At 71.6% G+C, this 15,787-nt stretch carries 12 protein-coding genes; 6 read left to right on the top strand and 6 right to left on the bottom strand.

Annotated elements, in window-relative coordinates:
* Positions 1 to 357 precede the first annotated feature (357 nt).
* From D451_RS0107055 to D451_RS0107075, 5 genes are all read right to left on the bottom strand, one after another.
* Positions 358 to 1,539: an amidohydrolase gene (locus D451_RS0107055; RefSeq protein ID WP_017533893.1), complete on the bottom strand. Its 1,182-nt coding sequence runs from the start codon at positions 1,537 to 1,539 to the stop codon at positions 358 to 360.
* Positions 1,540 to 1,718: 179 nt separating this feature from the next.
* A complete protein-coding gene (locus tag D451_RS0107060; protein WP_241463295.1) occupies positions 1,719 to 3,437 on the bottom strand; it encodes a pyridoxal-dependent decarboxylase in 1,719 nt (572 codons plus the stop codon).
* A gap of 219 nt (positions 3,438 to 3,656) precedes the next feature.
* Positions 3,657 to 4,454 carry an FAD-dependent thymidylate synthase gene (gene thyX / locus D451_RS0107065; RefSeq protein ID WP_014912638.1) on the bottom strand — a complete coding sequence of 266 codons (798 nt, stop codon included), beginning with the start codon at positions 4,452 to 4,454 and terminating at the stop codon, positions 3,657 to 3,659.
* A 238-nt stretch (positions 4,455 to 4,692) separates the two neighbouring features.
* The gene (locus D451_RS28240) at positions 4,693 to 4,833 is read right to left on the bottom strand and encodes a GPGG-motif small membrane protein (protein ID WP_014912075.1); all 141 of its coding nucleotides are present in this window, start codon (positions 4,831 to 4,833) and stop codon (positions 4,693 to 4,695) included.
* Positions 4,834 to 4,957: 124 nt separating this feature from the next.
* A complete protein-coding gene (locus D451_RS0107075; protein WP_017533895.1) occupies positions 4,958 to 7,165 on the bottom strand; it encodes an anthranilate synthase component I in 2,208 nt (735 codons plus the stop codon).
* A 352-nt stretch (positions 7,166 to 7,517) separates the two neighbouring features.
* On the opposite strand from D451_RS0107075, the gene D451_RS0107080 reads away from it, so the two are divergent.
* The 6 genes from D451_RS0107080 to D451_RS0107105 all read left to right on the top strand — a co-directional run bounded on the left by D451_RS0107080 (position 7,518) and on the right by D451_RS0107105 (position 14,793).
* A complete protein-coding gene (locus D451_RS0107080; protein WP_017533896.1) occupies positions 7,518 to 9,815 on the top strand; it encodes a HelD family protein in 2,298 nt (765 codons plus the stop codon).
* A 225-nt stretch (positions 9,816 to 10,040) separates the two neighbouring features.
* On the top strand, positions 10,041 to 11,075 hold the full coding sequence (locus D451_RS0107085; RefSeq protein ID WP_014911407.1) for a 2-keto-3-deoxygluconate permease: 1,035 nt from the start codon (positions 10,041 to 10,043) through the stop codon (positions 11,073 to 11,075).
* Positions 11,072 to 12,262, top strand: coding sequence for a four-carbon acid sugar kinase family protein (locus tag D451_RS0107090; protein WP_017533898.1), 1,191 nt, complete (start codon positions 11,072 to 11,074; stop codon positions 12,260 to 12,262). The genes D451_RS0107085 and D451_RS0107090 overlap by 4 nt, the downstream gene beginning before the upstream one ends.
* The gene (gene pdxA, locus D451_RS0107095; RefSeq protein ID WP_017533899.1) at positions 12,259 to 13,287 is read left to right on the top strand and encodes a 4-hydroxythreonine-4-phosphate dehydrogenase PdxA; all 1,029 of its coding nucleotides are present in this window, start codon (positions 12,259 to 12,261) and stop codon (positions 13,285 to 13,287) included. The genes D451_RS0107090 and pdxA overlap by 4 nt, the downstream gene beginning before the upstream one ends.
* A 96-nt stretch (positions 13,288 to 13,383) precedes the next feature.
* A complete protein-coding gene (locus tag D451_RS0107100; protein WP_017533900.1) occupies positions 13,384 to 14,265 on the top strand; it encodes a GntR family transcriptional regulator in 882 nt (293 codons plus the stop codon).
* 33 nt (positions 14,266 to 14,298) lie between these two features.
* Entirely contained in the window at positions 14,299 to 14,793 is a 495-nt protein-coding gene (locus D451_RS0107105) for a hypothetical protein (RefSeq protein ID WP_017533901.1), read from the top strand.
* Between the two features lie 6 nt (positions 14,794 to 14,799).
* Here the strand turns inward: D451_RS0107105 and D451_RS0107110 are convergent, their stop codons facing one another.
* Positions 14,800 to 15,732: an SEC-C domain-containing protein gene (locus D451_RS0107110; protein ID WP_017533902.1), complete on the bottom strand. Its 933-nt coding sequence runs from the start codon at positions 15,730 to 15,732 to the stop codon at positions 14,800 to 14,802.
* Between the last annotated feature and the right edge of the window lie 55 nt (positions 15,733 to 15,787).

Consider the following 15,787-nt stretch of genomic DNA (forward strand, 5'->3'; position numbering starts at 1 on the left):
GGACACACCAGAAACCGCGCGATGCGCCCCTTTCCGACCGGTGCCGCCCCGCACCGGTAGCTCGAACACGAGGACATCGTCCACAAGGTAAAAGGCGGCGGTGGTCGGCGCTCTCCACCGACCACCGCCCGGTGGTGCACATCCTCTCCCCACGATCCGCGAGACGTGGAGAGGGGAGGAACCCGAGATGTCGTCCGTCCCCGACATCTCTCGAAAGCAGAACCTAGGACACGAGGCTTTCGGTTTTCTTACGCTTTCGGAAGGACACGATACGGCCTCGACCCGATCGGGCGCACCCGCCCCGGTGGAAGGGCGCCACCGCGGCCGAAGGCCCTGGTCGTCGGCGGCGCCTCCGACTCACACCAGGACGCCGTCCCTGGCGACCACGCGACCCGCGCGCACCACCAGACGACGCGGCGGCAGGTCCACCACGATCTGGGGCAGGCACTCCCCGTCGACCACCAGGAAGTCGGCGGGGGAACCCGGAGTGAAGTCGACCTCGGGCAGGTCGACCAGGGCCGCCCCGTCGTTCGCGGCGGTGAGGAAGGCGTCGGAGAGCTGCTCGTCGAGACGGGCCCGGAGCGTCGTGGCCAACCGGTGGGCCCGGTGCAGCATGTCGGCGTCGCCGAAGGGGCTCCAGGCGTCACGGACCCCGTCCGAGCCCACGCCGACCCGCACCCTGTGCTCGCGCAGGCGGGCCACCGGCAGTACCCGTGCCGGGTCCGGGGCGATGGTGGTCAGGGCGATGCCCGCCTCCCCGAGCGCCGAGGCCAGGGCGTCGAACCCCTCGTCCACCTCGGCCACCCCGAAGGCGTGGCTGACGGTCACGGAACCGCCCATGTCCAGGGCCCGGGTCCGCTCGATGATCGCCCACAGGCTGCGCGATCCCACGGGGCCGCGGTCGTGCAGGTGGATGTCGACACCGACCCGGTAGCGATCGGCCAGGCCGAAGACCAGGTCCAGTTGGCCGTCGAGGTCCTCGTCGAACCCCTCCGGGTCGATCCCGCCGATCAGGTCGGCGGCGCCGGTCCGCAACGCCTCCTCCATCAGCGCGTCCGTTCCGGGGGCCCGTCGGACACCGTGCTGGGGGAAGGCCACGATCCGCACGTCGAGGGCGTGGGACAGGCTCGCGGCGGCCTCCCCGACGCCCAGGAGCCCCTCCAGCCCGTAGGCGGGGGCGACGTCGGCGTGGGCGCGCATGGCCCGGGTGCCTCGTGTGACGGCGTGGCCCATGAGCCGTCCGGAGCGCACGGACACCGGCGTGGGCATGTTCCGGAAGACCTCGGCGTCCTGTTCACCCAGTTCGGCGATGCCCCGGGCCGCGCGACGCGAGTACCAGGGCTCGCCCCAGGTGGTCTTGTCGGGGTGGATGTGGGCGTCCACCAGGGTGGGCAGCGCGACCCCTCCCCCGCAGTCGACCTCCTCGACGGGGCCTCGGGCCTCGGTGGCCACCACCCCGTCGACGACCGTCAGGTCGATGGGCTCTCCGCCCATGGGACGCACGTTCCGGAAGATCGTGGTGTTCCGCTGTCCGGTCATGGTGGGCCTTTCCGTGAGGGAGTGGTGCCGTCCACGACCTCCGAGGAGGCCATGGGTTCCGCATCTCGATCGTTCGAGTTCGCGATACGGCAGCATGTCACGGCTCACACCCCCACGTCACACCTCGCGGTCGGCGACGGTCCCTCCGACACGCTCACCGGACGGACCGTCGCCCCGTGTCAGGCGAAGCCCCGATCGGTCATGGCCACGGAGTACAGCACCTCCGTCTCCTCGGCGGGCGTGTGCTGCTCGGGGATCAGCGCCCTCGTGGCGACCGGGCGCACCGCGCTCGCGGGAAAGGCGTCCTCCTCCATCAGGTCGGCGATCAGCTCGTCGATCAGCGCCTCGGTCACGTGCGGCATCGTGAACAGGTGGACGTAGGTCTTCACCGAGCTCTCCCCGAAGGGCACCGTCACCGTGGCCAGCGAGTACTTCTCGATGATCCGCTCCACCGGGGCCCTGAACCGGACGCTGAACGAGTGCCGGGTCAGCTCGCGTTCCAGAGGGTCCTTCCCCAGTTCGCGGAGTCTGGGCGCCACCTTCTCCTCCAGTCGCCGCGCGGTGTACACGGCCGTGTCGTGGCAGCCCTTGGCCATCCGGACCTGGTCGTCGTGGGAGTGTTCGGCGAAGAAGTTCCACAGCACCGCCGCGGAGAACCCGTTGCGCGACCCGGCGAAGGTGGTGTCGGGCGACCCCACGTAGTCGGCCATCGGCGGCGGCTGCAACTGGAGTCCGCGCCTGGTCATGAACACCCCGCACGGCCAGGGACAGCCCGGATACTTGTGACCGCTGGCCACGATGGAGCTCACCCCCGGTCGGGGCAGGGAGAAGTCGAACTTCGGCACCGCGACCCCGGCCTTGGCCAGGAAGGGGACGTAGTTGGCCCCGAGCGCGCCGTCGACGTGGATCCAGAAGCCGTCGCGCTTGATCCTCTCCTTCTTTCCGTCCCTTTCGACCGTGAACTCGCGGTCGTACATCCCGTGCCTCTCGAACACCCCGCCCAGCCGGGACACGGCCTCCTCGACGTCGTCGTAGGCCCCCTTGAAGGTGGTGCCGAGGTTGAGCACGACCACCACCGGGTGGCCCTTCTCCGCGAAGTAGTCGACCGCCCGTACGAGCCCGTCCACGTCGATGCGGCCGTCGTCGTGGGAGGGGACCTCGGTCGGCCAGGTGGGGGTGCCCATGACCCTCCGCGCGTCCTTGAGGTAGTCCCGCTTCGGATCGTTGCCCATGGCGCCGAACGTCGGGATACCGAGCGTGTGCGCGCTCTTGGCGATCGAGTAGTGGGACTCCCGGGAGAAGAGGATCACCGGGACGGTGGCGTTCGGGTTCCCCGTGACCGGTGTCGCCTGGGCCATGGCCAGCCGCGGCACCCGGCTCTCGGACGTGCCGCGTTCCAACAGCAGATGCTTGCCCGAGACGAAGTCGCGGGCGTTGAGCAGACCGTAGATGTTGCCTTCGGAGGAGCCCATGCTCAGCACGTAGCCCCAGGCGCTCTTCGGATCCTTCTCGTCGTGCGGGGCGATCCCCCACAGGTCCGCGTAGTAGGCGAGCACCGCGCGTTCCAACGGCTTGGTGTGGGTGCGCAGGTTGCTGTCCTTGAAAGGGTCGCCGATGTTGTTGGTGTGCACCCTCAGCAGGTCCGACAGGTCGTAGGCGACGTCGTCGAGCCCCTGGTTGACCTGGTATCCGAGGAAGTAGTGCCGTTGATGGTCCAGATATCTCTGTAGGTCGGCCAGGAGTCGTGGGCGTTTCTCCTTGAGCCCGGCGGGACCGAGTTTGAAGGCGGAGTCCGGTGGCATGGGAGGGGCCTTGCTCGCGGCCGCCTCCTCCGCGTCCCGTGAGGCGGTCGCGTGGTCCGCTTCCCGGTCCGGGGTGTCGTTCCTGTCGTGGGCCATGACGTCTCCCTGGGTGTGGGCATGAGAAAGGTGGTCGGTGGAGACCCCACCGACCACCTTCATTGCCCCCGACGCCCCGGGCCGCACCCCCGTCCCGTCAATACCCTGGGCAATTCCCCGCCAATGAGGGGCCCGGGCCTCGACACCACCTCCGCACGACGGACGACGCCCGCCCGGAGGGGTTCCGGACGGGCGTCGTGCGTGTTCGAGCGCGGTCGGTCAGACCTTACGGTGCTTCGGAACCCAGACACCGTCCTCGACGACGTAGTCGCCGAACAGGGCGGGGGCCTCCTTCTGGAGGGTCTCGCCGATCAGGTTGAACAGCAGCCGGATCTCCTCCTCCGCACCGGGCGCGGTGCGGGCCTCCAGGGTGTGCCGCAGGGTGCGCACGTTGGCGGTCCACACCAGACCGGTCGCCACGCCCTCGGGGGCGAAGCGGCGCATGAAGGAGGTCTTGTGCTTCTTCTCCGCGAACTTGACGCCCTCGTCGTCCAGGCCGAAGTGCTCGGCCATCCAGAACTGGAACTCCTCCATCCGCTGGAGCATCTCCGTGGCGCGTTCCATCAGCTCCGGGTCGTCCTCGGCCCAGTCCGGGAACCAGAACGGCAGGTCGGTCAGGCGTACGAAGCGCAGCGACTCCTGGGAGACCGCCACACCCGGACGGTGCCGGATGAGCTCGTGGGTGAGCACCCGCGAGACGTTGTGCAGCACGAAGCTGAAGCTCACGTGCTCCAGCACCGACCCGTGCAGGCTGGCGAGGATGTTGCCCAGGTAGGCGTCCTGGTCCTTGCGCACCCGCGTGACGTTGGGGTTCAGGCCCGGCTCCCAGGAGCGGTAGCACAGGCGCCCGGCGAACTCGGCGAGGTTCTGAGGGTCGTTGAGGTGGGCGTCGAGCTCACCCCGGTCGAACCGTTCCAGCCACGCGGCTCCGCCGACCTCCTCCAGGTAGTCGGCGATGGCGTCGTAGTCCACCTGTGGACGTGCGACCAGGCGGACCTGGGGCTCGACCTTCTTCACAGCACCCTCTCCTCGCGACTCCCCGTCCCATGGCACGCTCGACCGCCGCGACCTGGATCTTCCAGGGCACGGGAACGTGTGTGGGGCGGGGCCGATTGACCTCCCCCGAGGGTACACGTCCCGCCGGTCGGGCGTGGTCGGCCGGGCATCGGACATCGCCGGTCAGAGGGCGTCCGTCCGTTCGCACCTGCCCCGCCCCACCCCGTCCGCGAGGTCGGCGAGGGGCGGAGGCGCTCCGTCAGAGACCGTAGAAGTAGCCGGGGGCGACGAAGAGGCCGACGACGATGGCGGCGATACCCCAGAGGAGCTGTCCGCGCAGCACCCCCAGAACACCGGAGACGATAAGGATGATCCCGAGAATTGTTAGCAGAATACCCATACGCAACCCCTGTCCGGTCACGATCCGATCAAACTTCGCCTCGGTGATGCCTTCGCTTCACTCGGCGTCGGCCCAGGTGGGCGGCGGCCACTGTGACACGGGTCGCGCCGCCGCCCACGCCGGTTCAGCGCCGGGCCAGCTCCAGGACCCGGGCGACGATGTCCTCTCCGTCGGCGGCGGTGAGGATCGACTCGGGATGGAACTGGACGGCGTACCACCGGGCCGCGCGGTCCTCGATCGCCATGACGACCGGTTCCTCGCCGGCCTCGGCGTCCAGGACGGCGGTCACCTCGAAGTTCTTCACCGCCTCGGGCACCGTATAGGTGGAGTGATAGCGCGCGGCCGGGAAGAGTCCGTCCTCGCCCCGCCCCTCCAACAGGTCTCCGCCCAGCACCCGGACCCGTCCGGGCTTGCCGTGCACGGGGTGGTCGAGGGAGCGCAGCTCGCCTCCCGCGTGTTCGACCATGCCCTGGAGGCCCAGGCAGACGCCGAACACCGGCAGTCGGCGGGCGGCCAGGGCGTCCAGTAGCTCCGACATGGCGAAGTCCTCGGGCAGGCCGGGACCGGGCGAGAGGACCACCAGGTCGGGGGCGAGCCGGTCCAAGAGGTCGTGGTCGAAGCCGTAGCGGACGGTGGTGACCTCGGCCCCGTGGCGACGGACGTAGTCGGCCAGGGTGTTGACGAACGAGTCCTCGTGGTCCACCAGCAGGACGCGCATGCCCTCGCCCGGGCGCTCCTCCGTTCGGACGGGCCCCGCCTCGGGCGGCGTGCCCTCGTCCTCGGCCTCCCCCAGCGCGAGGGTCTCCAACAGGGCACGGGCCTTGAGGAAGGTCTCCCGTTCCTCGGCCTCGGGGTCGGAGTCGTAGAGCAGGGTCGCACCCACCCTGACGGCGGCCACCCCGTCACGGATGTGAGCGGTGCGCAGAGTGAGGCCGGTGTTCATCGAACCGTCGAAGTTGATCACGCCCACGGCCCCGCCGTACCAGCGGCGGGGACTGCTCTCGTGCTGTTCGATGAACCGCATCGCCCAGGTCTTGGGCGCTCCGGTGACGGTGACCGCCCACATGTGGGTGAGGAAGGCGTCCAAAGCGTCGAACTCCGGACGCAGAGTGCCCTCGATGTGGTCGACCGTGTGGATGAGCCGCGAGTACATCTCGATCTGCCGGCGGCCGATGACCCGGACACTGCCCGGTTCGCACACCCGCGACTTGTCGTTGCGGTCCACGTCGGTGCACATGGTGAGCTCGGACTTCTCCTTGACCGAGGAGAGGAGCTCCTGGATGTTCTCGGCGTCGGCCAGGGCGTCCTCGCCGCGTCGTATGGTGCCGGAGATGGGGCAGGTCTCCACCCGTCGTCCCGCGTCGGGGGCGCCGCTGACCCGGACGAACATCTCCGGGGAGGCGCCCACCAGGTACTCGCCCTCGCCGAGGTTGAAGAAGAACTCGTAGGGGGCGGGGTTGCGTTCGCGCAGTCGCTCGTAGAAGCGGGCCGGCGATGAGCAGCGGGCGAACGTGCGGTGACCGGGGACGACCTCGAACAGGTCACCGCGGCGGAAGCGCTTCTTGGCCTCGGCGACGATCTTCGCGTAGGAGCCGGGCACTGGCCCCTCCGGCACCTCTGAGGCGACCACCGGCGGCGTGGGACCGGTCCGTCGGGGCATCCCCTCGGTCACGGCCTCGGGGCGCCCTTCCCCCGCCGGGACGGTGAACTCGTAGGTGTGACGCACACAGGTCTCTCGCTTGCGGTCACGGACGATGATCGCGTCGGGCAGGTGCAGGACCAGGTCGCGGTCGGTGGGGTCGCGGTCGATGTGGCGTTCGACGTGTTCGAACTGGAAGGCCAGGTCGTAGCCGAAGGCCCCGTAGAGACCCAGGGTGGAGTCCTCGGGGCTGCTCAGGGCCTCCACGAGCGCGCGCAGGGCGCTGAAGACGCTGGGACGGCGGCTGCGCTCCTCCTCGGTGAAGAGGACGGCCGGGTCGGGTTCGGGGACGGTCACCGTGACGTGGTCGACCCCTCGGTCGGTGGTCTCCCCCACGGTGGCCACCGCCTCGCCCAGGACGGGGAGTAGGACCCGTCCGCGCTCGTTGAGCGCGGTGAGCGTCACCCGCCGGTCGCGGGTGGCGATCTCCACGCAGGGGTCGACGTACCCGAGGTGCCAGCGGTCGTAGCGGCCGGGATACTCCATGCCCGAGGAGAGCACGCCGCCGCGTCGGTGCTCGACCGAGGTGACGAGTTCGGTGAGGATCTCGGGATCGCAGGGGGTGACGCTGCGATGGACGGTCACGCCGCTCGGTGTGCGGTACGTGGTGGTCTGGGCGTCGCTGGGCTTCACGGCCGGTCCTTCGGGGCGTTCGACGGTCGGGGTCGGTCACACCGGACGGGGCCGTGGGAGAACACGAACGACCGCCGTTCCGGGGCGGTCGCTGTTCGGGTATGCGAACTGATCGGTGCGCCGCCTAAGTGCGGCGCCACCACTGTCCGTTGATCGGTTCGGTTCGCATGGGGCCGAGTGTAGCCGGTGTCCCGCGGTCTTCGGGGCCGAATACACGAAAACCCTCGTCCCGGGAGGGGCGAGGGCGTACGAGCAGGGGTGGGCGCGAGGAGGACTCCTCTGCTAGGCTGCTTCACCCATGCATCCAAGGAAGAATTCCACACATCTTCCACAACGCAAGGATAGCAAACAGATGAGCTCCCGTCAACAGGACGATCTCTCCCCCTCGGCGGAGAAGGCGGCGATCGCGACCGAACAGGCCCGGGTCACCGCCATGTACGAGCGGTTGGACGACCTGCGCGCCCACACCAGGGAGCGACTCGCCGAGGCCCACCTCCAGGAGCGCTCGGGCTACGCCGCCCTCATGGAACGCGAGGCCCGCTCCTACGAGCAGGCCCTCCGGCACGCGCGCTTCGGCGCGGTCGAGGAGGGGTTGTGCTTCGGCAGGATCGACATCGCCCACGACGACGGCGACGAGGCGCGCTACGTGGGGCGGATCGGACTGCGCGACACCGAGCACGAGACCATCCTCGTGGACTGGCGCGCGCCGGCCGCCCGGCCCTTCTACGCCGCGACGCCGGGCTCCCCCGAAGGGATCGTCCGCCGCCGGCATCTGAGGGTCCGCCATCGTCGTGTGATCGGACTGGACGACGAGGTGTTCGACCCCGACGGCCTGACCGAGGGGGACCGCCGTCAACTCGTCGGCGAGGCGGCGCTGATGGCCTCGCTGACCCGGGGCCGCACCGGAAGGATGGGCGACATCGTCGCCACCATCCAGGCCGAACAGGACCGGGTCATCCGCGCCCGCCTGTCCGGGATCCTGGTGGTCCAGGGAGGCCCGGGCACCGGCAAGACCGTCGCCGCCCTGCACCGGGCCGCCTATCTGCTCTACACCCACCGTTCGGTCCTGGAACGACGCGGTGTCCTGGTGGTGGGCCCCAACCCGACGTTCCTGCGCTACATCGGGGACGTGCTGCCGTCCTTGGGCGAGACCGACGTGGTGATGCGCACCGTGGGGGAGCTGGTGCCCGGGGTGGAGGCCACGATCGGCGACGATCACGAGGTCGCCGCCCTCAAGGGCGCGCCCGTCATGGCCGATCTGGTGCGCGCCGCGATCCAGGACCGGCAGCGTTCACCGGAGCGGGCCTTCGGGGAACCGGACCTGCGGGTGGAGACCGACGCGGGAACGCTCGTCGTTCCCGGTCCGACCTGCGACCGCGTCCTGGCCACCGCCCGCGGCCTGAGGCTGGAGCACAACGTCGCCCGCAAGTACGTGGTCGACAGGCTGCTCCGCGAGCTCGCGCGGGCCGAGTCGACCCTGCTCGGTCGCCCCGTGGACGAGGAGGACCTGCCCCACGCCGGTGGACGACTGTGGCAGGAGGATCCCGTACGCGAGGCGCTGGACGCCCTGTGGCCCGATCTGACGCCGCGACGGCTGCTGCGCGATCTGTACTCCGACCGGGAGACGCTGCTCCGGGTCGCGGAGGCCGGCGGCCTCGACGCGGAGCGGGCCCCGCTCCTCCTGCGTCCGGCCGGGGCGCCGTGGACCGTGGAGGACGTGCCCCTGCTGGACGAGGCCGCCGAGCTGCTGGGACGGGACGACGGGGCCGAGCGGGCGCGTCGTCGACGCGAGGACGCCGAACGGGCCGAGGAGGAACGCTACGCCCAGGGCGTTCTGGAGCTGACCGGCCTGGCGGAGGACCCGGCGGAGGGTCTGGACGCGGCCCTTCTCGCCGACCGGCACCGGGCGCCGGGCCCCTCCTCCACCACGGCCGAACGGGCCGCGGCCGACCGGAGGTGGACCTACGGGCACGTGATCGTGGACGAGGCCCAGGAGCTCTCCCCCATGGCCTGGCGCGCGGTCATGCGACGCGTCCCGACCCGTTCCCTGACGGTGGTGGGCGACGTGGCCCAGACCGGCAGCGCGGTGGGCGCCCGTTCCTGGAGGGAGGCGCTCGAACCGTACGCCGGGGACAAGGTGTACGTGGAGACGCTGCGGGTCAACTACCGCACCCCCGCGCCGATCATGGAGGTCGCCGCCGACGTGCTGCGTGTGGCGGCGCCCGGTCAGGAGGCCCCGGAGTCGGTCCGTGAGGAGGGCGATCCGCCCAGGGCCGTCCTCATGGGGAACGGTCCGAAGGGCGATCTTCCCGGGCTCGTCGCGGAGGAGCTCGACGCCATCGGCGAGGGCCGGGTCGCGGTGATCGCCTCCGACGCCTCGATCTCCGAGGTGGCCGAGGCCCTCCCGGAGGCCGCGCGCCCCGCGGCGGAGCGAGGGCGCGACGGGTCGACCCCCTCCGTGGTGGTGTCGACCATCACCGAGGCCAAGGGGCTGGAGTTCGACTCGGTCATCGTTGTACGTCCCGAGGAACTGCTCGCCCGACCGTGCGGCGCCGGCGATCTGTACGTGGCATTGACCCGGGCGACCCGGCGTCTGACCGTGGCGCACGAGACCGATCTTCCCGAGGTTCTGGGGAGGTTGAACGCCTGACGCGCGCGGGCCTTCTCGAGAGCGGGAGGGCCCGCGCCCACAGGCCTCGCGACCCCGCCGCGTCGTATCCCGCACCGGTTCACCTGGGCCTTCTCCGAGGGGTCCATGTGAATCCCTGTGGCGAACGAGGTGACGCCGACCAAAATTGTACGTACACTCTGTACGGACAATATGTGGATCGGCCCTGAGGAACGCCACCCCACGGGCCCCTGCGAACGGACACTCATGCGCGACGACCACGGGTCCGTGGTGCCCCTCTACCACTGGCTGAACAAGATCCCCGGCGGGGCCATGCTCATCCCGCTGATCCTGGGATCCGTGCTGGGCACCTTCGCCCCGGCCGCCCTCGACATCGGCAGCTTCACCACCGCGTTGTTCAAGGACAGCGCCCTGCCGCTGATCGCGCTCCTGATCTTCGCCACCGGCACCCAGGTCACCCTCCGCACCAGTGGTCCCGTCCTGGCCACCACCGGCGTGGTCCTCCTGGGCAAGAGCGTCATCCCCGGCCTGCTCATCGTCGCCCTGGCCATGGTCACCGGCCCCGAGGGCATCCTCGGCGTCTCCATCCTGGCGATGATCGCCGCCGCCACCAACGCCAACGGCGGACTGTGGCTCGCCATCACCGGCCAGTACGGACGCACCAAGGACCGGGGCGCCTACATCGCCGGAGCGGTCAACGACGGCCCCTTCTTCGCCCTCCTGTTCATCGGCGCCTCCGGCCTCGGCCAGATCCCGTTCGTCACCCTGCTCGCCGCGATCCTGCCCTTCCTGCTGGGCGTGGTGATCGGCAACGTCGACGCCCAGTGGCGCTCGGTGCTCAAGCCCGTGCCCGGCATCGTCATCCCCTTCTTCGCCTTCGCCCTCGGTACCGGGATCGACCTCGGCGACGTCGCCCGAGGCGGTCTGACCGGCGTCCTGATGGGTGTGGTCATCACCCTGTTCACCGGCGGACTGGTCTACCTGGGCTACCGCTTCCTGCTCCGACGCGGTGGAGAGTCCGGCGTCGGCTTCGCCGCCGGCACCACCTCCGGCAACGCCGTGGCCACCCCGGCCGTCGTCGCCGCCGCGGACCCCTCCTTCAGCGCCTACGTGGGTACCGCCACCTCCCAGGTCGCCGCGAGCGTCCTGGTCACCGCCCTCCTCGCCCCTCTGGTCACCACCTGGGTCCTGCGCCGCGCCGGCGCCCGCCCGGCCGAGGCCGAACGAGAGGAACTGGAGGCCGCCGCCGCGGCCACCGCCACGAAGGGGGCCGCCTCGTGACCACCCCGCGCATCGCGATCGTCGCCGACGACCTGACCGGCGCGGGCGACACCGCCGTCCAGTTCGTCCACGCGGGTCACCGCACCGAACTCCGCCTCACCCCGGCCGGTGGTGACGCCGACGTCGTCGCCATCACCACCGACTCCCGGGCCCTGCCCGCGGAGGAGGCCTCCGCCACCGTCGCCCGCGCCGTACGCGACCTGCGAGAGGCCGGTGTCGGGCTGGTCTACAAGAAGGTGGACTCCACCCTGCGCGGTCCGCTGCGCGCCGAGATCGACGGGGCCCTGTCCTCCTGGACCCCCGACGCGGTGGCCGTGGTCTGCCCGGCCTTCCCCGCCACAGGGCGCGTCGTCCAGGACGGGATCCTGCTCGTGGACGGCGTGGAGGTCCATCGCACCGCCGTCGGCCGCGACCCGGTGACCCCGGTGACCGAGAGCGACGTCGCCGCGCTGCTCGGCGCCGAACACGTCGTCCTGACCGGTGACACGGCCGCGGAGGACGCGGCCCTCCTGCGCGCGGCGGGGCCCGTGGTCGTCGTGGACGCCCGGACCGACGAGGACCTGGACCGGGTCGCGGCGGCCGTCGTCGCGCTCGGCCCCGACGCCCTCCCGGTGGGCTCCGCCGGGCTCGCCACCCGGCTCGCCCGTTCCCGGCCTCCGCGCACCGGCCTCGCGCCCTCGCTCGTCATGGTCACCTCCCTGCACGGCGTCGCCCGCGAACAGGTCGCCCGACTGGCCGACGACCCCGGCACCCGGCTGGAGCGTCCCGAGCCCGAGGACCTGGCCGACGACCTCTCCTGGCGCCGGTGGAGCGACACCGTCCTGGAGCGCTTCGACACCGAGGCGCCCCGGACCGTGATCGTGGCTCCGGAGGACCGGGGCGGTTCCCTCTCCCCGGAGGGCGTGTCCCGCCGGTTGGGGGCCCTCTGCTCCGACATCGCCGAGCGACACGAGATCTCCGGGTTCGTGGTCACCGGAGGCGACGGCGCCCGCGCCCTCACCTCCCGCCTGGAGGCCAACGCCATCCGGCTGACCGGAGAGGTCGCCCCCGGCATCCCGATCGGCGCCCTGTCGGGCGGCCCCCGACACGGCCTCACCATCGTCACCAAGGCGGGGGGCTTCGGCTCCCCCACCGCACTCTTGGACGCCGCCGAGGCGGTCCGTCACACGAAAGGCAGCAACGAATGAGCCGTCCCACTCTCGCGGTCACCCTCGGCGACGTCGCCGGGATCGGTCCGGAGATCACCGCCAAGTCCCTGCTGCGCCACCCCGAGGTGCGCGAGGTCTCCCGTCCGGTGGTGGTCGGTGACGCCGACGCGCTGCGCAACGCCGTCCGCGCGGTGGGCGAGGACCCCGACGCGGTCAACCCGATCGCGTCCCCCGCGGACGCCGCCGACGACCCCGCCGTCATCGACATCGTGCAGACCGGCCCCTCCCTGGGCCACGTCCCCGCCGGCGAGCTGAGCGCCGAGGCCGGCGACGGGGCCGCCCGCTTCGTCATCGAGGCCGTGGACCTGGCCAAGCGCGGCCTGGTCGACGGCATCGTCACCCCGCCGCTGAACAAGGCCGCGATGCACCTGGGCGGACACGCCTGGCCCGGCCACACCGAACTGCTCGCCCACGAGTTCGGGGTGAGCGACTACAGCCTGGTGCTGTCCGCCGGCGAGCTGTCCTTCTTCCACCTCACCACCCACGTCTCGCTGCGTCAGGCGATCGAGGACGTCACCCGGGAGCGGACCCTGGAGGTACTGCGTCTGATGGGCGCCTTCGCCCGCGCCCAGGGCTCCCCCGACGAGCCCATCGGCGTGGCCGGACTGAACCCGCACGCCGGTGAGAACCGGCTCTTCGGAGACGAGGACGCCGACATCCTCGCCCCGGCGGTCGAACTGGCCCGGGCCGAGGGGATCAACGCCCACGGTCCGCTGCCCGCCGACGCCCTCATCCCGGCCGCCGTGCGCGGGAACTGGAAACTGGTGGCGGTCTGCTACCACGACCAGGGCCACGCCCCGTTCAAGGCCGTCTACGGCGACGACGGGGTCAACATCACCGCCGGCCTGCCCGTGGTGCGGGTGTCGGTCGACCACGGCACCGCCTTCGACATCGCCGGCAAGGGCATCGCCCGCGAGGCCAGCCTGGTCCTGGCCCTGCGCCGGGCCGCGGAGCTCGCCCCCGGTTGGGGCCACGTGTGGCGGGCCACCAACCCCGGAGCCTGAGCCAGGCGGCCGCACCACGGGGGCGCGGCCGTCCGACCACCCCCTGTTCCCGGACACCACCGGGAACAGGGGGTCTCGTCGTTCCCGGACCCTAGAATGAACGCCATGCCTGTCGACCGTTCCGACCCCCGCCCCCTGCACGCCCAGGTGGCCGACGTGCTCCGCGCGCAGATCCGCGACCACACGATCGCCCCCGGCGAGACGCTGCCCAGCGAGGCGGCGCTCCGTGAACGGTTCGGGGTCTCCCGCAGCGTCGTACGCCAGGCCCTGTCCACCCTGGAGGACGAGGGCACCGTACGCCGGGCCCGAGGTCGGGCCCCGGTCGCGGCCGTGCGCACCGAACACCACCGGCTCGTGCAACGGGTGACCGGCCTGTTCGACCAGTTCTCCGCCGAGGGCCTGTCCCTGACCACGGCCGTGGTCGCGCTGACCGCGGTGGAGACGGGGATCCCGGCCGCCGAAGAGCACCTGGGCACCCGCTCCCTGCTGCGGCTGGAACGGGTGCGTTCGGTGGACGGGGACCCCCTGTCCTACGTGCGCACCTGGCTGCCCGCGGACCGCTTCGCCGGTCTGGAGGCGTCGATGTTGGCCGACGCCTCCCTGCACCGTCTGATGGAGTCCCGGTTCGGGGTCGTACCGACCAGCGGACGCCGCCAGATCCGGGCCGTGCCCGCCGCCCCGGAGATCGCCCGCGAGCTCGGTGTGCCCGAAGGGATGCCGCTCCTGCTCCTGGAGGGCGGTACCTTCGACCGTTCCGGCGCCCCGTTGGAATGGTTCGAGAGCTGGCACCGGTCGGACCGGGTGGTCTTCGATATCGAGGCCGACGGCGCCACCGACCAGGTGAACATGGCCCCCGGGCCCGCCTTGAGCAGGCGTTCCGAGACGAACCACCGGGAGAACACGAAGGCCCCGGAACTGGAGCGCGCGGTGGCCCTGGCCGAGGAGCTGCGCGCCGAACTCGACCGGCTCCGAGCCTGAGACGACTCCCCACACCCCCTCACGGAGGCGCCCGTGCCCGAACCGCTCCCCCGCCCGATCACGGGTGTGTTCGTCCGTCAGGTCGTCCAGACCGCGTGCCCGGGCCACTTCGCCCTGATGTGGCTGGACGCCGCGCCGCCGCCCGAGGGCGCGGAGACGGAGCGGGCCGTGGACGTCGTCGACGACCTGCCGCCGCTCTGCCGCGAACCCCTCGCCCCGCTCCCGGGCGAGTTCGCCCGGGCGTTCGCCGAGGGTTTCCGGAGACGCTGGTCGATCCTGGGGCCGGACCGGAGTCCCCCCTACACGGTCCGGATCGTCCTCCGCGACGCGCTCTGGCACGAGGTCGACTCCAACACCCACGGCTTCGAGCGCGCCGGGGTCCTGGCGGCCGACGAGATCCTCTCCTGTGTCCGAGAGGGACGTCCCCCTCGGCCGGCCGGACGGCCGGTCCGGCCCGACGCCCGGATCCCGCCGATGCCGCGGCTCACCCTCGACGGGCGGCCCGGAGACGACGGACCGCCCGGGTGAACGGCGTCAGCGCACGGCCGGGGAACCGCAGCACTTCTTGTACTTGCGTCCCGAACCGCACCAGCAGGCGGCGTTGCGCTCCGGCGGCCAGACGACCGGGCGCGCGGAGTCGGCGTCCAGGGTCCGCGCCCAAGAGCGGAGGGTGTCCGGGTCCTTCGGATCGAGACCACGCTCCCGGGCGTGGGCGTCAATCTCCCCGGGGTCGGCCCTCACCACGAAGCGGAGCTCCCCGGCGCTCTCCCGCAGGCCGCGCTCGACGTCCTCGTAGTACGACCGCTCCTCTCCGGTGAGCACCACCCTCACTCGCGCGGTCGGGTCCTCGAAGGTTCCCCCTTCCTCCGTGGTCCCGTCCAGTCGGCCCATCTCGTCCACGAGGGAGGGCCCGCCCTCGCCCGCCGCGAGGACGGCGCGGTCGTGCTCGTCCGCGGGCAACCCGAGCCGTTCCCGTACTCGGGCGCGTCCCGTCAACGGCAGCAGCCCGACCGGGTCCATCCCCTCCACGATCTCGACCGGCGCCGCGAGCAGACTACGACAGGCAACGTTGTAGCAGTACAGGGCCCGATCCAGGTCTCCGGCCTCGGCGAACTCGTCGGCCAGCACCGCCGCCATGGGGCGGCCCAGGACACCGGGGCGCATGAGCTCCTCGATGAGCCGGTCGGCCTCCTCCGTCCGGCCCTCCTCGCGGAGCAGGCGCGCCGACATGTGCACGGCGTACTGACGGTGGTCGGCGTCGGGAGCCCGGTCGCGCAGCAGGTCGAGCACCCGCCGGGCCGTATCGGGGTGGGACCCGCGCAGTTCGTAGGCGGCGTTCAGGAGGATCTCCCCCGCCGCGTCGGGGGACTGCGCCAGATCGTCGATGACGTGCTGCGGCAGATCCGTGTCCAGGATCGCCGCCACCAGCCCGGGGTCGAGGGGGGCCGAGAATGCGGGTTCGGTCATCCCTCCAGGCTAGCCCCCGCGCCGTCCGCCCATCGCCCCTCCGGACGGTGCTCCC

This window comes from Nocardiopsis alba DSM 43377 (genome assembly GCF_000341225.1).
Lineage (GTDB): Bacteria > Actinomycetota > Actinomycetes > Streptosporangiales > Streptosporangiaceae > Nocardiopsis > Nocardiopsis alba.